Source organism: Segatella copri (assembly GCF_024330485.1).
Taxonomy (GTDB): Bacteria; Bacteroidota; Bacteroidia; order Bacteroidales; family Bacteroidaceae; genus Prevotella; species Prevotella copri_L.
This window is the reverse complement of sequence record NZ_JANDWX010000006.1, coordinates 59751-77643: the sequence shown is the minus strand read 5'-3', so window position 1 is coordinate 77643 and position 17893 is coordinate 59751. Positions and strand designations below refer to the sequence as shown.

Here is a 17893-nt window from a genome sequence, read left to right as displayed (position 1 = left end):
ATGGCAAAACCTGTTAGAGCCGACCATCCAGAAGTTATCAAATTAGAATACAACGCAAGATTCATCAGATTTCGACTTATCGAAAGAACAGTGTATATCAATGTATATGATGTTAAAAAACTGTTCAGATGTAGCTATATTCCGTATGAAGAATTAAACGTTAGATGTAATTCATACGTAAGAATTGTATTCTTCAAAGATGGTGGCACACTTCAAGCAATTGAAAGCTTTGATTTACCAACATTATGCAGACTTGGAAATCATGGCATTATATCTAAAGAAAATCAGAAAGCAATCGACTGGATTGTCGAAACTTGCAAAAAGATACAATCAAACAATATGAACCATAAAAATACAACACAAGTTGTAGCAACTGGCACATCTGAGCTAATTCATATCTCAGAAGAGAATGGCAAACGTGCTGTTAGCGCACGTGAGTTACACAATTTTCTTGGCGTTGGAAAGGACTTCTCTAACTGGATTAAAGACAGAATCAAGAAGTACGGATTCGTTGAAAATCAAGACTTTGAGGTTTTCGCCAAATTTGGCGAAAACCCTAATGGAGGAAGACCTTCAACAGAATATGCCTTGTCAATTGATATGGCAAAAGAGCTTTCAATGGTTGAGAACAACGAGCGTGGTAAACAAGCTCGTAGATACTTCATCGAATGCGAAAAGCGTTTGTGTGAGGGTAATGTTCCTTCTTACCAAATCGAAGATCCTGTAAAGCGTGCAGAGAAATGGATAGAGGAACACAAGCAACTCCAGTTAGCGCAACAGGAAAATGTAGCACTTCAGCAAGACAACACCCACAAGACCAAAGTTATAGAAACATTGGTTAAGGATATTAGCCTTGCAGATATGCGTCAACGCATCAACGAAATTATCAGAAAGAATGGTGTAGCAAAAATAAAGGATTCTTTTCACCGTCTTTACACAGAGTTCAATGCCAAATATCACATTAATGTATTTACTCGCATGAATAATGTCACATACAAAGGCAATGCGATGGACTACATTGAAAAGGAGCTTGATATGATGCCACAGCTTTACGACATTGCTTGTAAGCTATTCGAGAACTCTTACAACGACATTATGGATTCCTGGGGCAAATCAGCTAAACGTGCTGACAGAAACAGAAATATTTCCACCAGACAACAACTTTTGAATTAATATGGGAACAGAATATAATATACAAAATATTACAGTAGATTGTCTTCTTGAAATGATCAAGAAGCAGAATACTGCTTATCGTGCTGGCACCCCTATAGTTACGGATGCAGTGTACGATGCTGAGATCGAGAAACTGAAAGAACTCGACCCAGAGAATGAGTGGTTCAAACATGTAGAACCATCTCCAGTGTCAACTTCAAGAAAGAGAAAGCTTCCTCTTCCTATGAAATCATTGAATAAGGTCAAAGACATCAATGAACTGAAAAAGTGGTTTTCTTCTCTTGGATTACATGCCGACACAGAACTGATACTTATGCCAAAATTTGATGGCCTATCTCTTCTCCACAATGAACAAACTGGTGAAGCATGGTCTCGTGGTGGCGCAGAAAACGAAGGTCAAGACTGTACTGCACACTGTATTGCTGCCAACATTGTTTCTGATACCAGATATTTATTCACTTATGGTGAATTTGTCATTACTCGTGAAAACTGGAGACAGAACTTTGAAGGTAAACGTTCAGAATACACTGGAGACATTTATAAATCTCCTCGCAATACAGCTGCTGGCTTCCTAAACAGAGATGAGCCTTGTAAGGAAATCGCTCACGCATCATTCTTCCGATACGGAATGGATAACAGCACACTCAACTCGTTTGAGACTTTTGGAGAGGCTATTACAGCAATCTGTATGGATTATCAACAGCCACATTTGCACAAGAAAGTAAAAACTAAAGACGTTACAGAAGAAATGCTTCTGTCTCTCTTTAAGGAATGGTCTGTTATGTACCCTATTGATGGAATTGTTGTATATATCAACAAACTTTCTATATGGAATTCCATCGGAAGACATCAGACAACTGGCAATCCTTTGTACGCAATAGCATACAAGCACCCAGACTTTACAGAATCATTTGAAACTACCGTAAAAGGAATCACATGGAAGGCAAGTAAATCTGGTGCGTTAAAGCCTGTTGTGAACATCGAAATGGTAAACACAGGTGATTGCAACATGGAAAATCCTACTGGGTACAATGCTGGATGGATTAACGATCACGAAATTGCCAAAGGAGCAAAAATTCTTGTAACCAGATCTGGAGGAGTAATACCCAAAATCATCGAAACTCTTCAGCCAGCAACAACAGAAGAGCAAGAAAGATTATGGGATGAACTTGCAGAATGTCCTCACTGCGGATTTCCAACTTCATGGAACAGCAATGGAATAGAGCTGTGTTGTACAAGTCCATTGTGCCAGGGAATGCAGCTTGCAAAAATTGTATTCTTCTACACACAATGTGGTGCCGAAAATATGGGTGAAGAAACAATTGCAAAAATCCAGAACATAGGCAAAACTACCGTACATGATTTCTTAACCGTGACAGCAAAAGAACTGTTAGGAATTGATGGATTTGGTGATGGCATTGCAAGTATTGTTTTGGAGAACAACAAGAAGCTCCTTGAAGGAATAGAACTTCCAACACTCATGCAAGCAAGTGATTGCTTTACAGGAATTGGAAAAGTGAAGGCACAAAAGATTCTTGACAAGTTGTCAGAAAGCGGTGACTACGACAAATTCTTCAGAATGGAATATACTCCACCTCAGAAAGGTGATAAAGTATATACAAATGCGTCCAAGACCTTCCAGTCCTTCTACGATGGAGTAATACCATTCTATCATTTCGTCAAGGCTTCTGGTCTCACATTCTTGACACCAAAAGAAGATGAAGTTAACAAAGACGGAACTTGTGCTAGCATGAAAGTATGCGTATCTGGATTCCGTGATGCAGAACTGGAAGCATTCATCAAGCACGAAGGTGGGGAAACATGCAGTTCTGTATCAAAGAAGACAACACATCTTGTTGTAAAAGACAAAACCGCTACGTCATCCAAAATAATAAAAGCAGAGTCTTTGGGTGTGGCAATATTAGATATTGATGAATTTAAAGAATTGGTAAAATACAGCTCGTAACTCACACGTTTACATTAATTTGTGTTAAAATATCGTGTCGAATTGATATTAATCGTGTCGAATCGTGTCGAATTAAAAAATATTTTGTATCTTTGCATCGTAATTATTAAAAGATACGATTATGGCAAAAAAGAATCAATTGACAAAGAGCGATTATTTACCAATGTCTGAGTTCAAGAAGTTATTAAAAGAACTTCATAAGGATAAGAAATACATCTGGGAACTTTACGCTCGTTTATCTTTCTGTACAGCGTTAAGGTGCTCAGATGTATTGTCATTAACATGGCATGACATCTGGAACCGTTGCTCGCTTACAGTAACGGAAAAGAAGACTGGTAAAACCAGAAAGATTCCGTTCAACTTACAGACACAAGAAAGAATTGATGAAGCTTACTTGTTGATGAAAAGACCAAACCCGAACGAGTTGATCTTCTACAATAAGAAAACAAGAAAACCATTTACAATACAATACATCAACCAAATGGCTAAAAGATGGAAAGAAAAGTATGATTTAAACATTGATCACTTCTCCACCCATACTTTCAGAAAAACATTCGGAAGATATGTATATGACACAAGCAAGGACAAGTCTGAAGCTTTGATTCTTGTCAATAGCATATTGAACCATTCAACAATTGACGTAACAAAGGTATACATCGGCTTGCGTCAAGATGAAGTAAATTCTGTCTTCAATTCTATAAACCTGTAGGTTTATTCAAACAATATACAACTGATTAGCACTCGTATCTAATATAAGTGCTCCCATCTATTTTCTATTTTTAATACAATTGATTATGTGTAAAGAAAATAAGGGGGCACTGGGCCTTAACAAATACCCCCTTCCTTACAACTGCAAACTGTGTGGGAATCAAGAAAATCCAGATGATTTCTGCGACAAAAACAATCATGTTGTTGAAACGATGATAAAACAACATGTATGTTTCAACTGCGCATTCTGGATGAACATCGTTAATTCCCAGGCACCGCCAGGACAAATAATTATTGGCCACACGTATTACATAGCGCACCCTTATGTTAAACGACCGATGAACCGTATAAAAGGAAATAACGGAAAGGAAATGTACATAAGAATGTTCAATGGTGAACTTATCAAATCAAACAACGTGTGGTGCAAGGGTGAAATTCCAGAACAGTTTAGGGAACAGCTTCCAGATACAGCAAATTTCCTATCTTTAATGACATTCCAGAAGCTTACAAACAATAATCACAAATGTTATGCAAGAGGATGCTGGAACCGATACCATTGTGTAAGGTACAATATGGACTGCGAAAAAGACGGACCATTCAATACGGTACCACAATCATACATTATCGGAAGTGATGAATGTCCATCTTTTATTAACAAAACAGAATTAAAAGACACCGTACAATGGTAATATATTGTATTATTTCTGTATTTATAATTCTCATATTTGCAATAGTCATATACAAGATTCATGCACTAAATAAGTTTTACAAAGAGCAATCAACACTCATGCAAGAAGAGATTGAATACTTATCAAAGTTTATTCTCTTCCAAACAAATGCACATGAATTTGAACTTTGGGGACTTCGCAACGAATTCGTTGATAAAATGAACGAACTTGCAAAAGAAGAAAAATACGAACAGGCTGCTTCTTACAAAGAAGCAGCTATAGGAATACAAGAAACTCTAAAGTATTGCAGAGAGAATTTGACAAAACCTCAAAAGAAAGGATAATTATGCAACAAGAACAATTTACAAAAATAATAAATGAACGATACAAAACTTTAGATGTAGAAAAACTAAAGAACAGTACACCTGTAAGTGTCGTTCACAAAATGGCCAACAAGCCTGGTGCCACAACAGCAGATATAGAAATCTGTGCAATGATAACAGCCATGTTTTGCTGGGATCACGATCCAAAAAAGACAATTGAGACTGCAACAGGATTTATGGATATGGCAAACTGGGATATTGCAGAATACGTTAAGTACGGTGACTTCTACGACATCCCAGACAACAAAGTGTTTTCAAGAATGTTAAAGGCTGAAAGCATAAAATCAGTCCTACATAATCTCAGACAAATATACTCTACAAGAAAGAGCATGAAAGAGACAATTGACAACACACTCACAAGTAGTATGTATGGAGATGGAAAAGCCTTCAAGGTTCTTTTGTACGACTTGACAAAGATTTACGAACCTGCCAGAATGGGTAGTCCAGAAAGAAATTCTGCATGCAGTAGAATAAACAATCTATTGCGCTGGATGGTCCGAAGCAACGACATTGACCTCGGAGTATGGCAGACAAGCACAATACAGCCATCAATGCTGAAGGCCATATTGGATTGCAAGATAGCTACAATGATAGCAACAAGCAACTTCATAGATAATTCTCAATGTTCGTGGAAGGCGGTTGAAGAGCTTACATATAAAATGAAAATGGTGGATCAAGAAGACCCACTAAAATGTGACGTAGTTTTAAGATCAATGAATTCATTATGGATAAAGTAATAGTTATTATAGCGTTTACGTTCCTACTGGCATGTATTGTAGGACTACTGAAAGTGATGATACAAAAAGAGGCATGTAACAAATGCCCCTTTAAGAACAAATGTCGTTATATGGAAGGAACGACTGGATATAATGTGTGTGACAATTACAACATGATATATGGTAATCACAGATTGTAATAAATGCCCATCTCGTAACTCATGCAATGTCATCAAGACTGGAGAATGGGATAAGTGTACGATGGTCCAGCACCATTGGGACGAAAGAGGATTCGAACTGTTCAAGATGGTACTTCCAGCCATCATACAAACAGAAAAAGGAATGCCTATTTCCGAACAGGTCAGTCTCGCACAAGAAGCTACATCTATAGCAATTGATCAACTTAAGAATAATCCTAAATGGTAGATATAACAACAGTAAACAGAGTCACCAAGCAAGAGATGAAGGAATATCTGGAGGCACACATGCCTTATGAGATCAACAATCAAATGCTTGGCAGACTCGCCAAATGTTTTGGATTTACATTGAAGAGACAAATGGTTAACGGAAAGATTATTAGTTTTTACGCTAAAATTCAAACAATATGATTACGACATTAAATATACCTGGAGGTATTTCTCCAATTCCAAATGCGTATGTGGGTTTTCTCTCAGATACCGCAATCACCGTACTCTCAAAAATTTTTGAGGTATGGTACGAAAATCCGAACAACGACTGGATGATTATCTCAAATTCTTCCATCGCTGACGGATTAGCAAAAAGTAGAAACTCAGTTACAACAAAGATAGACGAATTGAGTGCGCTTAATATTATAAAGGTAGAACAACTTAACAAACGTGACAGAAAATACAAAATTAACTGGAGTGAGGTGAATTTCGATTGCGAGGTTATATCTAAGCTAACGCAAACAGGTAAGAACAAGCTCTGGAATGCGTGCTATGTTAATTCTGAAAACAGCATTGTTCCAATCTCAAAAATAGAAAAGAATGTGGTGCTTACTATAATTCAGAACAATACTGTCACTGCTCAAAAATTTAGCAGTCAACAAGAACGACTGCTCAAAATTTTAGCACTCAACAACTCCACTGCTCAAAAATTTAGCAGTCAGTGTTCAAATTTTGAGCAATTGCCAGAATCCAGTGTTCAAATTTTGAGCAGTCAAGATATAGATGTATCTGATGAGTTTGCTCAAATTTTGAGCAATGAGGTATTGCAGTGTTCAAAATTTGAGCAGTCAAACAACTCCACTGCTCAAAAATTTAGCAGTCAACCTATCAACTGCACAAAATTTGAGCAGTCAGCTGGAAAAACCAACGCAATTTTTGGTTCGGTTCCAGAAAACTATGCACACGAGAGCTGCACGCCAACGGTAGAATGGTCAAAAAATGACACAACTATCGAGATTCACGTGTCTGAAGCACTCCAAGATGCCCTGTTCGACATCGGTTTGGACAACGTGCGCATAAAGCTTCGCTCTGATGCTGGGTGTATTGCCGTGTTCCAACAAAAGAAAGAAAAACAAGAAGAACAAGACGGAAAAGAAACAAAGAAAGAAAAGAATCTTCCCCCATACCCCTATCTTATAAAAGAAATAAATAAAGAAAAGGGAGAACAAGAAGAAAAAAAAGAAAAAAAACTCATGGCGAGCGCAGCTCGCCCTAATAAAGGGGGAAAAGACGAAAACGTTTTGGATAACGATTCGTTTTTGGATTCGGGTTTGGATTCGTTTTTGGAAGGCCGCTCTAGCGAGCAACCTTCACGTGTTTTTTCTGTTTTACGTTCTTGGGCCGAAGATCGTTCTTGTGAGGAGTTCGAATATCTTCCAGGTTATGAATTAAACAATATCTTGAACGATCCAGAACTTTATGATTCGGATTACGATATAGTTCTCAGAAATACTTGGAACGATATTCAAGGTCTGTACAGGGATTCGGTTGAGGATTCTCCAGGTTCTGAAAAAATATTGGTTCCAGTTCAAATCTTCAAGACCATGCTTTACCGTGTCTTGGAAGAACAGTACGAAATCAATTCCCAGTTCAAGGTTACAGAACAGGATACCAAGAACATTTTTGGATTCGAGCTGACAGAACAGGATGGGGAGCCATATTACATAATCGACCCAGATGAGATTCGAGACATCAACAAACCGATTGTCATCAAACCTCAGTTAAAGTCTAGAAACGTTTTTGACCATGCTAGCGAGCGTGTCAAGAAGTTGGTTTACTCAGAGTGTATGGCAGAAGTTCCAGAACAGAATTTCACACGTGCCGAGAAAGCTATACGCTACATGACGAATTACGTTGAGGAGCGTGCAAGAAACAAGACTCCAAGAGCAGAGGAAATGACACCTATGCAATTTCCGTCATTCTTGGAATCTGTTTCGAAATACAGCAACCTTCCAGTTGATGATTTGAAGATTCTATTCTCCAGATTGCAGAAGAAAAAACGAGTTGGGTTGTTTTATCTGAAATTTAACCTTCTCGTCATAGAAGAAATCATCCAGTTTAACCATGACAGGAACGAGTACGGAAAGGTTGAAGAACTTTATTGCAAAAAGATGGCTGAACGAGAAGGATAACTCATCCAGCCTTTCTTGAAGTTTTTGGTTGGGCCAGATCTATTTTTCTGGTCTGGCCAAAATTCTTCTTACCACCTCATTCTGTTCTGCCAAAACTTCCATCGCCTCTTCTTTGGTTCTGAAATAATTCCCAGACAGGTATCTTTTATGGCTTACTACGGTCTTCTTCTCCTCAGCTTGCATAACGGTTCTCTTGTCTGATATGAACCAGTAATTCTCGCCCTTTTCTCTTTCCATGTTCAACGGTTCGATTCTCTTAAGCGAATGGTTCCATGTTTTACCGACTTTGTTGAGGGCTGTTTCCAGATATTTTCGAGAATAGTCTGCTGGACTAAATGGGGTAAATCGGAAATCATTCACATAGCCCAGGTATTCTTCCATGCTGTATTTAGGGTCCATACCTTTGAGGACATAACAGAACATGGTTATCTTTCCGTCCGTGTATCTCATTCTAACAACACCTACACCTTCATTTCCAGTCTTCTTGTTAACGAATGAAACCAGATCACCACTTGTAGGCTTATATTGGTCCGTTATGCAAAAATAAGGGTTCTCAAATTCCAGGCCCATATTATCAAGAGCATTAAAGATTCGTTTTGCATCTTCTTCATTTGCGTGGACAAGAGAATCATCTGGTAGAACGTCTGAACAACGTGAAGGAATCCCATTCTCAATCTTAAAACACATTTTGGTATCGCCAGGAGAAGATGACTGAACGAGATAGAGAATATCTCCATGCTTAACTACATCTCCACCACCAAAGCCATCTTCCAGCCATTTTTGGAAAATAGCCGAAGTCATACCAGAGTCATTCTCAAAATAAGATGGCTCATGTAGTTTCAAACCAAACTTGGTACGGCAATAACTGCTGACCAAATCAAAATCAATGCGAGTACGGTATCTGCGATTCTTCAGAAAGTACTCTATTTGCTTCTTTCTTTTCATTTGAGATAAATTTATAATCAGCTGCAAAATAATCGCCCAAAACGCAAATAAATGACCCCTGGGACGATTCTGGGTGCAAATATACGATTTTTTTTTAAGGTTTTGTCAATACCTCCCATAAATTAACTTAAATTGCCAGAAAACGAGACTGAAATACTGGGGTCGACCAAAAAATCGGGATTTTATTATAAGAAAACCTTAAAAACGCCCAAAAATTCGATATAACGGCTTAAAATCACATCAGATGATAAGTTACAAGGATAAGACAAGAAAACGTCTTAGAACGCAAATAAACGCTATTTCTGGGCATTTTGCGATATAAGTGTGGGTATAGATGTGAGGAATTGCAAAATACTGGGAATCTTCCAGGTTCTTTTGTTGTTACGATTACTAAACACAATTTAACACGATTTGCACCAATTACAACCATTTCGACACGATTCAACACGATATTGGAAGGATGAGAAATCTGGAGGTGAAGAACAATTCCAGAAAACGAGACTGAAAAAATGGGTCGGATTATATACGTGGTATTCGCACATGACCTGCACCACTCACCTTTCTTTTTTTCGTCTTTTTGTTGGCTAACTAGCTGATTTTCAGTACTTTTTATTGTTTCACTTATTATAAAAGTGAAACTAACTTTTAATTTGTTACTTTTTATCTGTTTTTCGTTTCAAATCGAAAGTGTTAAATTGTTTTACTTTTCTCCTTTCTTTATGCTTACTTTGTCCCGATACCTTTTGAGTGTTATTTGTACACTCTTATTTGCATTTGTTCACTCTTTTATTATCTGTTTAGTTAACAAAGATTAATCACCGATTTAGTTAAAATATGTAAACTTGATTTAAGGTGGTTTATTTGCGTTTTAAGGCGTTTTACCCCTATTTTGGTACAATTATACGTTTTTCTAATTTTAAAGCAAATCACTGAGAATCAAGCACTTATGAGATACCTATATTTTTAACTCTTTTTCACCAATTAATCTTTGTTAAATCCTTTGTTATTTGGATTTATTTTTGTATGTAGCTTATTTGGATTTTATCTTTCTTTGTATTGTTTACAAATTACTTTGCAGTTGGTTTTTATCTTTCTGTTTATCCTTTGTTAGTTACTTTCTTTTTCCCGATATAATGTACACGCATGTATATATAATAACACACGCACGTATATAATAATGTAATTTTGTAGCTAAAAAATTGCATTTTATAACTATCTGATTTTCAATGATTTATAGACTTTTTTTTCATTTTTCTCATAAAAAAGTTACTAAATTATTTGGTAGTTACCAATAAATTCACTACCTTTGCAACGCAATTCAGAAATAAGGTTGCAATAAAGAAATTAAAACTTTCTTTTGACACAATTATATTCTGTTTGCAAATATATTAGTAAGGTTGCAAAGATACCTAACTTTGCCACATATACCGCCGTAAATTGTAAAAAGCGGAATTAAGGTTAAATGTGTGTGTTCTTTGATTTATTGAAAATAGTGTTTTTCTTTGTATGGGTTATTCCGTTTATAGGTATGCACCTAAAAGATAATTAGAAAGTTTGGTTTTCTAGTTGTCGCAAAGTAACAAAGTAACTTTGTCGGATATTTCGTGTAAATAACTGAAAATGAGTGGTAAAATACACTAACTAACTAGATATAAACAATTAAAAGTTAGTATGGAAAGCAATAAAAACTACCTTTGTTTGGTAGTAAGCGAGTACAAAAAGCGAGTAAAAAGCGAGTATAAAAGTAGTTAGTAACAAAGATATAAATCCTTTGTTTGCAAAGTGTTTAGATGTAATTTAGTGAAAAATTATTTTGATGTGGTGCAAAGAAAAAATAACTATCCGTGGTTTACCAATTTAGGCTAATTAGTTATTAGTTAGTTTATTACAAACTAGATAGTGAAAAAGTAGTTAGATTTTTCTAAAATGCTTTTGATAATAACGTAAAACAAAGAAAGTAACAAAAACACAAAAAGCAAAAGTAGCTTATCTTACTAAATAAGCTATAAGTAGCTATTATCTACTAGGTTTTAGTAGGTATGTAGTAAGTATTGTTAAGCACTATATACAAAGCACTGAATGATAATTTTACAACAAGTTTGTAGATTTCAGTGGGTGGTGTGTGGTCATGTGCGATTCAAAGTGCATGGAGCACACCCTGGAGCGTGGGCATTCTGTATTTGCAGAATGTGCCAAGTGATTGAGCGTGGCGAACACGTTACCCACTACGAATTTATAAACATTATTAATTTTTAAAAGTAGAATTATGGAAAATTTCGTTAAAACTTCGTTTGAGATTGTGAATGGTAATGTAGTCGTAGCTGCTAAGTTGATGGCTCGTAGTCTTGTCCTTGCAAATGATAAGGGCGTGATTTATAACATTACCGCTAAGGTACGTAATACTGACAAGTACTCTGTTATCCGTGCCTTAGCTAAGGCTGTGTTGGTTTCAATGCGTGAGGCTAATAAGTTGAACACAACTGAGGCTGCACAGGAAAGTAAGAAGCGTGTAGCAAACAAGATTACACCTGCATTGTCTTGTAACGTGATTATGGTTACAGACAAGAATGGAGATGTAATCTCTGATTCTGTACTCTCTGTTAAAGAGAATGGTGGTAAGCTCCGTGATATTATCCGTATCACTAAGGGCATGCCGTTGTACAAGCTTGTTGTAGAAAGTGGGTTGGACTGGTCAGATGATAGAGTTGTTGAAGCGTTGAACGCTTGGACTACTGCTACCATTGAGCAGATGGACTATGTGAAGAACCTGGATGAGGCTCTTGGTCATGCTGCTGATTCTACAGAGCGTGAGTGGGAGAAAGCAGAAAAGGAGCGCAAAGCAGCCGAGAAAAAGGCTGCTGCTGCTAAATTGAAGAAGTATTACACCATTCTTGGTGTGGCTGAGGGTGCAACCGAAGAAGAGATTAAGGCTGCATTCCGTGAAGCTGCTAAGGTAAATCATCCTGACAAGGGTGGTGACGAGAAGAAGTTCAAGGCTATCAATGAGGCGTATCAGTACATCAAAGATGCCATGAAGTTTGCTGCATAGTTGGTTAGTTGTTCGGTGCGGATGTTCTGAGGAATGTCCGCACTTTCTATATGGTGTTTATGGTAGCTCCTGGAGTTTGGGTTCGATTCCCATTTCACCACAATTTTAAGTCAAATCATTAAATTTTTACAGACATGGGAAAGTATTTGTTAATCGTGTTCTACACAGCGTTATCTGTTGTGTTAATTGGGTTGGTTGCGTATATGGTGATAGATGGTATCGTAAATGCGCCAGACCGCTTGTTGAGTCATAGAATTGAGTGGGGAGCGTTATCTATGTTCGCTGTCCTAGCGTTCTGTTGCTTCCCATTGATGATTGTGCTCGAAGTGTGGAGCGACATCAAGGAGCAAAAAGCGCAACAATCTGAAAAGAGTGCCGAATCTGAAGAGATTGTGAATGAACCTGTTGAGCCAGCACTCCAAACACTCTACAGAACGAATGAGCCTAATTTGCTGGGTGGCTATATGACATACGATTCTTTGGATAAGGCGTGGAGCATGATAGAGTATGGACGTGCAACAGAAATCTATGCTGAAACATATTGTGCCGAGGCGTGGCTTGGCACCAGTAAAGTGAATAGTCTTGTGACATTGTTAAGTAGTGGTTTAATCTATAGAAAATAATCATGGTAAAACTTGGAGATTTATTGCAGAAGAGCGTGAAGCAAAGTAGCGGTCTTGATGCAGAATGGCTTATGAAGTTTGCAAGCGTCATCAAGTTGAATTTGGATGAAGCTGCAAGTGTGTATGAGAAGCATGGAAATGGTATGATTTATGCCAAGGGTGGCTTTGCCCTACCCGATTCGCCAAGAACAAAGCGTACAATGATTAATCACTTTGAAAGAGTTGTTCTTGTGGATTCGTTAGGGAATGCCATCGTACTTGATAAGCGTGACTTGCGAGAGATGAACGAAATCAGCAACAAAGCTAGAAAGAACAAACAAGAATGCAGAGAGCGTAAACATAAGCAAGAAATTGCCGAATATCGTGAACGTAGAAAAACCGAGCGCATGTTCAAGTCATGCCAGGAGAATCCAAATCCTAAGCGTGCTGGTAAGGCGAATGGTCAAGGAGATATTGGCAGATATGTAAATTTCCGTGGTGTTCGCATGGAGATGACGGAGCGTAAGTGTAAGACTAGATTTGCCACAATTGTGGTTAACATTTAAAAAATGGAGGAGAATATTATGGTAGACTTAGTTCTTTTTGCCTTCTTCTTAGGGGGCGCAATTGGCTTCTATCAAGGTAAGCACTTTGATGAGCTGGAAGATGAATAATGACCCATATTTGATTTGATTTTATAGATGGTTGGGAAAGTACGGTCGAAGCCGTGACAGCCAGGTGCAAGTCCTGCCATCCCACAAATTAGAAACATTTAAATTAGTAGAATCATGGACAAAACAAAAGAATTTAAGAATGATGTTACGTCATTCTTCTTCTACATGTGGAACATGTGGAGCGTGGAAGAGTGCGAGAAGGTTTTTGAGCACTCAAATTGTAACTGGCAGCACTTCTGGGACAAGTGGAATGGCTTCTGTAATCGTGAGGGATGTCGTGGCGGTGCCATTGAGCCATTCTTTGCAGAGCTGTCAGATGATAATCGTGACTTGCTCGTTAAGCGTGCTATTGAAATGTATGACGGACGTTCAAAAAGAAAGGAGTAATTATGTCAGACCATCAGTACAAAGTTGCTCTTAAGGGCATTATGTTACAGTTGGAGACCGCAAAGCATTTAGGTTGTAAGCGTGTTATTGCAGACTGTCAGAAGAGAATTGAGAAATTGCAGCTGAAATTGTTGCAGCCATCTTTTTAATCATAAACCAAGAAGTATGAAAACAATTGCAGAGTTGGTAAAGCTATTCGTCAGCAACAAGAACAAAATTGACGAATTGAAGCGTGAGAATCAGCATGCCGTTTATGAGTACGTTTCCCAATACGTATCAGACGGAGAAGTTGTAATATCGTTGCGTAAGGGTGACGATTATGGGAAGAAGTATGCTGTCCATCTGAAGCGTGAAAGCGATGCTGGGTTGTTTGAGTGCGGAGAAGATTCCGTTGCCTATGTTTGTGCATATCCATTGAAGAAGAACGGAGAAGTTGCAAAGATAGGTATAACTCATCTTGACTTGAATAAAATCGAGAAATTAACAAAGTAATTAATTTATAAAATATTTTAGATATGGAAATACATTGCCAAGAAAAGTTCGATGAGGTTAAGAAATATGCAGAGTCGATAGGAGACCAGACGTTGAACAATTGCATAGAGCGTCTGAAGGGATATGAGAAGGATGGTAAGCATACCGTGCATTTGTACAACGACTTTGCAAAGCACAGCTTCTACTTCCAGGAGTTTGACGTTAATGGTCGTTGTGTGCTCAATGGTGGAGTCATCTATCACGAGCCTGGAAATGACCACTCGTTCAGCGTATGTATTGACGCTGACGAGATGACAAAGCCAGAGTGGAGAATCCATACATAAGAGTTAGTGTTATGGCAGGTATAAAAACCAATGAGGACATGATAAATGCCCTGTTCACACTTGGACCTACAACCAGTGTGTACGTTATTGAAGCTTTGAGAGCTGGTCTTGAAGCGTACCTCAATAAAGATATTGTATCTGATGAAGATATTAAGAAGACATGGTGTCCGCTTGATTCTCCAGCAGGTGTGAGATCCAAGATGAAAATTTTGAGAGACAATTTACAGAACTTACAGCAAAACAAAAAATTGCTGTAAGTTTTAGGCATTAAGGTAGTAATCCTGGGTTCGATTCCTGGGATGCCACACATTTGAGATATAATGTTTTCCATGATGTACGTCTAGTACGTTTCTACTTGACGAGCGGAATCGGGGTGTTTATCACTTTGGTTCCGCTTTTATTATAAAGTTAAATCAAGTTAAACGTGCCAAAAGTGGACAACATTGTACACCATCTTTTTTCTATTCGATAACAAAAACAATAAAAATAAACGATATGGACGTAACGATAAAAAGACTGTTTTGCACGCCCTGGTACCAGGATGAGGGTGTGTATGGATGCAACAATGTTTGCACGGAGCCAATATCTCTGGACTCTCAGACGCTTGCCGAGATTGAGTTTTATCGTCACAAGAAATTTGTTGATGATGAAGTTGAAACAGACTGGATTGTGAAGTATTTGCACGACAAGTCTGTTGGTAAGATTTCTGACATTGGAGACAACAAATATATCAAGTGTATGAGATTAGGAGAGCTTGAACTTTCCATCCAGTTGTCTTATTACTTGTACTGTATCAGAAATGATGCAGACCACGGAAAGTTAATGACTGAAGATGAGTTCCAGTATATCCTTCATCATAATCATATTGATGGTACAGATATACTGGACCCAGCGAATAGATATGTTGATATTTACATTTCCAACAACGTTACAGATGAAACGTATGTTGCAGCAACTCAATGGACCTTGCGAGAAATAGACCAATGGCTTGGATGTATTGTTCTCAAAAGGAGCATGAACTGTATACAATAAATATAAAATTCAAACAATATGAGAACATCATTAAAACAGCGTGCTGCACAGGCTAGCTTAAATAGCAGAATGTGCAGAGATTGTAAAATTGGTAGTAAGGCATGTACAAAAGAAATTTTGGATATTTGCCACAAGGCTTTTGTAGCTGGATATATCAAGGGAAGTAAGGAGGGTTGAGTATGACAATAGAAAAACTTTTAGAAAAGGCTAGAGAGTTCGAGAAAAAGAACGAAAGAATCACTTGGAAACCAAATGATTTTCCAGAGGATATGAGCGAGAGTAGCACTCTTGATGAACTTGTGTCAGAAGGAGATAACATGTATGATGCTTTGAAAGAAGCGGTTGAGTTAATTCACGACCTAGCGGTTGAGCTAGAATATAAAGACGCAGTGGAGAGCGCAAACAATAAATAAGTAGAAACATTTAAAACATTAAAGTCATGGATTCACATACAATGGCACATCGTTGGACGAACCAGGATTTCGGTCGCAACAACGGATTTAAGTCGAAAAATACTCATTGTGACAAGTGGAATTATTACAGCTATTCAACTGTTATTGCCCAGTGGGTTGATCACAAGAGAAAGGTTATGGTTGTTATGGACTTACATAGCGACACAACACCTACAACTAACAAGCATCGCCAGGACATTTATTCTGGTGTTAGTGATGAGATTACAGTATTTCCATACACTAATTATTCATACAGTTATTATGATGGAGGTCAATTGACTTCATCTCCAGAGTCTTTTGATTACACAGACCGTAGAAGATTGCTGGAGTACTATCTTCAGAATATGTACAACGCATACTCTGAGTTTGTTAGCAGCAAAAAGCTTACAACTCTTAATTTTACAGATTACTGGGAGTATGCTGACAAGTTGTGTAAAATGTACAAAGACACGACTTACAAGAAATGGTTGCGTAATCCATCAGCATTGATTGCTAAGAATGTGTTGACAGCAATGCGTAAGATGGTTAAGCTTCATATTGCTGGTGTAACTGCAACTGAAGAGTTTGTGAACACAATGTTTGGAGATGGTACCTGGGATGCTTATATGACTCGCACAGAGTCTATTAGAAAGAGTGCAAGAACACGTGAGTATATTGCCAAGGTTAACTATCACGTTGGTTATGAACGTTGGTATAGCAGATGTGATCTGCCTTATCATTCAATGGCAGAAATTAAGGCAGATGGTCCACGAAAGATCCTTTTGCGAAAATTCGCAAAGTTGTGGCATGATGCAAATGATAATAAAATTTGCGAGAAGAAGAAGCAATCCATCGTAAATGCTACTAAGTATCTGGGTATTTCAGATATTCAGTCTTATGAATTGCCATCTGGATGGAGTATCAATGATTTCCGTATTACCGTAAGGAGTGTAATCGTTGACGGTGAAGTGGTTTATAAGCCAATTCATTGTATGGATGAATGGCGCATCCTTGGATGGTGCAATGTTCCTGTTTTTGAATTCCGTTACAATGAATTCAAGGCTGCGAAAGATACCAAAAAGTTCAAGGAGCGTTATATTAAGAAAGCTACGATTCTTGGACGATTGGAGAAAGGAAAGAGCCTTTACATTAAGGTTCTAGCTAAAAGTCTCAAGGTTGAAGACTTGACTGAAGAACAGACTCACTTGTATAACGAGTTTGTAGCATTCCAAGAGAAAGAACTTGGACGCATAGAAAGAGGAAGGAAGATTCGTATACAAGAGGAGGCTAGAATTGCCGCAGAAAAAGCTGCAAAGCTTGAAGCATATAAGTCTCGTGGTGTTGAAGGAATGCGTGACTTGTGGCGTGAACACTTATGTTCTATTTACGAATACGACAGACTTGATGATTACTATTATGGAGGAAATGTTCTGCTCAGATGGAGTAAGAATCACGACTACATCGAGACAAGTAAGAACATCAAGTTGTCAATTGAGCAGTGCAAGAAATACTGGAAGATTATCAGTATTTGGCATGAGAACCCTAGTAAGTTCAAAAGTATTCAAATGACAACGAAAACTGGTACATACCAGGTTACAAGTTATAATGATGACATTTTAACTGCTGGATGCCACAAGATTGCGTACCAAGAAATGAAGCGCATGATGAAAGAGATTCTTGGAGATGCGGCATAATATCGAACAATGCAACGAGCTAAAATTCATTAACTCGTTGCATAACGCTTA

Annotated in this window: 19 protein-coding genes; 18 read left to right on the top strand and 1 reads right to left on the bottom strand. The window is 37.9% G+C overall.

Annotation, left to right across the window (positions count from 1 at the left end):
* The 8 genes from NNC77_RS05630 (at window position 1) to NNC77_RS05595 (ending at window position 8213) form a co-directional block, all read left to right on the top strand.
* Window positions 1–1173: an antA/AntB antirepressor family protein gene (locus NNC77_RS05630; protein WP_254970024.1), complete on the top strand. Its 1173-nt coding sequence runs from the start codon at window positions 1–3 to the stop codon at window positions 1171–1173.
* Between the two features lies 1 nt (window position 1174).
* Window positions 1175–3139, top strand: coding sequence for a BRCT domain-containing protein (locus tag NNC77_RS05625; protein WP_254970025.1), 1965 nt, complete (start codon window positions 1175–1177; stop codon window positions 3137–3139).
* A gap of 121 nt (window positions 3140–3260) precedes the next feature.
* On the top strand, window positions 3261–3848 hold the full coding sequence (locus NNC77_RS05620) for a tyrosine-type recombinase/integrase (protein ID WP_254970026.1): 588 nt from the start codon (window positions 3261–3263) through the stop codon (window positions 3846–3848).
* A gap of 85 nt (window positions 3849–3933) precedes the next feature.
* Window positions 3934–4536, top strand: a complete 603-nt coding sequence (locus tag NNC77_RS05615; protein ID WP_254970028.1) for a hypothetical protein — start codon at window positions 3934–3936, stop codon at window positions 4534–4536.
* Entirely contained in the window at window positions 4530–4859 is a 330-nt protein-coding gene (locus NNC77_RS05610) for a hypothetical protein (protein WP_254970029.1), read from the top strand. Before NNC77_RS05615 ends, NNC77_RS05610 begins: the two co-directional genes overlap by 7 nt.
* 2 nt (window positions 4860–4861) lie before the next feature.
* The gene (locus NNC77_RS05605; RefSeq protein WP_254970030.1) at window positions 4862–5635 is read left to right on the top strand and encodes a DUF2400 family protein; all 774 of its coding nucleotides are present in this window, start codon (window positions 4862–4864) and stop codon (window positions 5633–5635) included.
* Window positions 5636–5794: 159 nt separating this feature from the next.
* Entirely contained in the window at window positions 5795–6040 is a 246-nt protein-coding gene (locus NNC77_RS05600) for a hypothetical protein (RefSeq protein ID WP_254970031.1), read from the top strand.
* Window positions 6041–6218: 178 nt separating this feature from the next.
* Window positions 6219–8213, top strand: coding sequence for a hypothetical protein (locus tag NNC77_RS05595; RefSeq protein ID WP_254970033.1), 1995 nt, complete (start codon window positions 6219–6221; stop codon window positions 8211–8213).
* 39 nt (window positions 8214–8252) lie between these two features.
* Here the strand turns inward: NNC77_RS05595 and NNC77_RS05590 are convergent, their stop codons facing one another.
* Window positions 8253–9158 (bottom strand): hypothetical protein, encoded by a 906-nt coding sequence (locus NNC77_RS05590; protein WP_254970034.1) that lies wholly within the window; start codon window positions 9156–9158, stop codon window positions 8253–8255.
* 2266 nt (window positions 9159–11424) lie between these two features.
* On the opposite strand from NNC77_RS05590, the gene NNC77_RS05585 reads away from it, so the two are divergent.
* From NNC77_RS05585 to NNC77_RS05540, 10 genes are all read left to right on the top strand, one after another.
* The gene (locus NNC77_RS05585; RefSeq protein WP_254970036.1) at window positions 11425–12207 is read left to right on the top strand and encodes a J domain-containing protein; all 783 of its coding nucleotides are present in this window, start codon (window positions 11425–11427) and stop codon (window positions 12205–12207) included.
* 203 nt (window positions 12208–12410) lie between these two features.
* Window positions 12411–12830 (top strand): hypothetical protein, encoded by a 420-nt coding sequence (locus NNC77_RS05580; protein WP_254970037.1) that lies wholly within the window; start codon window positions 12411–12413, stop codon window positions 12828–12830.
* Between the two features lie 2 nt (window positions 12831–12832).
* The gene (locus tag NNC77_RS05575; protein WP_254970039.1) at window positions 12833–13375 is read left to right on the top strand and encodes a hypothetical protein; all 543 of its coding nucleotides are present in this window, start codon (window positions 12833–12835) and stop codon (window positions 13373–13375) included.
* A gap of 222 nt (window positions 13376–13597) precedes the next feature.
* On the top strand, window positions 13598–13870 hold the full coding sequence (locus NNC77_RS05570; RefSeq protein ID WP_254970040.1) for a hypothetical protein: 273 nt from the start codon (window positions 13598–13600) through the stop codon (window positions 13868–13870).
* Window positions 13871–14035: 165 nt separating this feature from the next.
* Window positions 14036–14362 carry a hypothetical protein gene (locus NNC77_RS05565; RefSeq protein ID WP_254970041.1) on the top strand — a complete coding sequence of 109 codons (327 nt, stop codon included), beginning with the start codon at window positions 14036–14038 and terminating at the stop codon, window positions 14360–14362.
* A gap of 23 nt (window positions 14363–14385) precedes the next feature.
* On the top strand, window positions 14386–14685 hold the full coding sequence (locus NNC77_RS05560; RefSeq protein ID WP_254970042.1) for a DUF4120 family protein: 300 nt from the start codon (window positions 14386–14388) through the stop codon (window positions 14683–14685).
* 11 nt (window positions 14686–14696) lie between these two features.
* Window positions 14697–14942 carry a hypothetical protein gene (locus tag NNC77_RS05555; RefSeq protein WP_254970043.1) on the top strand — a complete coding sequence of 82 codons (246 nt, stop codon included), beginning with the start codon at window positions 14697–14699 and terminating at the stop codon, window positions 14940–14942.
* A gap of 238 nt (window positions 14943–15180) precedes the next feature.
* Complete coding sequence (locus NNC77_RS05550) at window positions 15181–15717, top strand: hypothetical protein (RefSeq protein ID WP_254970044.1); 537 nt, start codon at window positions 15181–15183, stop codon at window positions 15715–15717.
* 179 nt (window positions 15718–15896) lie between these two features.
* A complete protein-coding gene (locus tag NNC77_RS05545) occupies window positions 15897–16130 on the top strand; it encodes a hypothetical protein (protein ID WP_254970045.1) in 234 nt (77 codons plus the stop codon).
* Window positions 16131–16156: 26 nt separating this feature from the next.
* Window positions 16157–17842 (top strand): hypothetical protein, encoded by a 1686-nt coding sequence (locus NNC77_RS05540; RefSeq protein ID WP_254970046.1) that lies wholly within the window; start codon window positions 16157–16159, stop codon window positions 17840–17842.
* The last annotated feature ends 51 nt before the right edge of the window (window positions 17843–17893 follow it).

Excerpts from the sequence above, each read along its gene's own strand:
- NNC77_RS05565 (WP_254970041.1), top strand. The coding sequence starts at position 14,036 with ATGAAAACAATTGCAGAGTTGGTAAAGCTATTCGTCAGCAACAAGAAC.
- NNC77_RS05575 (WP_254970039.1), top strand. The coding sequence starts at position 12,833 with ATGGTAAAACTTGGAGATTTATTGCAGAAGAGCGTGAAGCAAAGTAGC.
- NNC77_RS05610 (WP_254970029.1), top strand. The coding sequence starts at position 4,530 with ATGGTAATATATTGTATTATTTCTGTATTTATAATTCTCATATTTGCA.
- NNC77_RS05600 (WP_254970031.1), top strand. The coding sequence starts at position 5,795 with ATGGTAATCACAGATTGTAATAAATGCCCATCTCGTAACTCATGCAAT.
- NNC77_RS05580 (WP_254970037.1), top strand. The coding sequence starts at position 12,411 with ATGGTGATAGATGGTATCGTAAATGCGCCAGACCGCTTGTTGAGTCAT.
- NNC77_RS05570 (WP_254970040.1), top strand. The coding sequence starts at position 13,598 with ATGGACAAAACAAAAGAATTTAAGAATGATGTTACGTCATTCTTCTTC.
- NNC77_RS05555 (WP_254970043.1), top strand. The coding sequence starts at position 14,697 with ATGGCAGGTATAAAAACCAATGAGGACATGATAAATGCCCTGTTCACA.
- NNC77_RS05620 (WP_254970026.1), top strand. The coding sequence starts at position 3,261 with ATGGCAAAAAAGAATCAATTGACAAAGAGCGATTATTTACCAATGTCT.
- NNC77_RS05605 (WP_254970030.1), top strand. The coding sequence starts at position 4,862 with ATGCAACAAGAACAATTTACAAAAATAATAAATGAACGATACAAAACT.
- NNC77_RS05590 (WP_254970034.1), bottom strand. The coding sequence starts at position 9,158 with ATGAAAAGAAAGAAGCAAATAGAGTACTTTCTGAAGAATCGCAGATAC.
- NNC77_RS05540 (WP_254970046.1), top strand. The coding sequence starts at position 16,157 with ATGGATTCACATACAATGGCACATCGTTGGACGAACCAGGATTTCGGT.
- NNC77_RS05585 (WP_254970036.1), top strand. The coding sequence starts at position 11,425 with ATGGAAAATTTCGTTAAAACTTCGTTTGAGATTGTGAATGGTAATGTA.
- NNC77_RS05615 (WP_254970028.1), top strand. The coding sequence starts at position 3,934 with ATGTGTAAAGAAAATAAGGGGGCACTGGGCCTTAACAAATACCCCCTT.
- NNC77_RS05630 (WP_254970024.1), top strand. The coding sequence starts at position 1 with ATGGCAAAACCTGTTAGAGCCGACCATCCAGAAGTTATCAAATTAGAA.
- NNC77_RS05545 (WP_254970045.1), top strand. The coding sequence starts at position 15,897 with ATGACAATAGAAAAACTTTTAGAAAAGGCTAGAGAGTTCGAGAAAAAG.
- NNC77_RS05560 (WP_254970042.1), top strand. The coding sequence starts at position 14,386 with ATGGAAATACATTGCCAAGAAAAGTTCGATGAGGTTAAGAAATATGCA.
- NNC77_RS05550 (WP_254970044.1), top strand. The coding sequence starts at position 15,181 with ATGGACGTAACGATAAAAAGACTGTTTTGCACGCCCTGGTACCAGGAT.
- NNC77_RS05595 (WP_254970033.1), top strand. The coding sequence starts at position 6,219 with ATGATTACGACATTAAATATACCTGGAGGTATTTCTCCAATTCCAAAT.
- NNC77_RS05625 (WP_254970025.1), top strand. The coding sequence starts at position 1,175 with ATGGGAACAGAATATAATATACAAAATATTACAGTAGATTGTCTTCTT.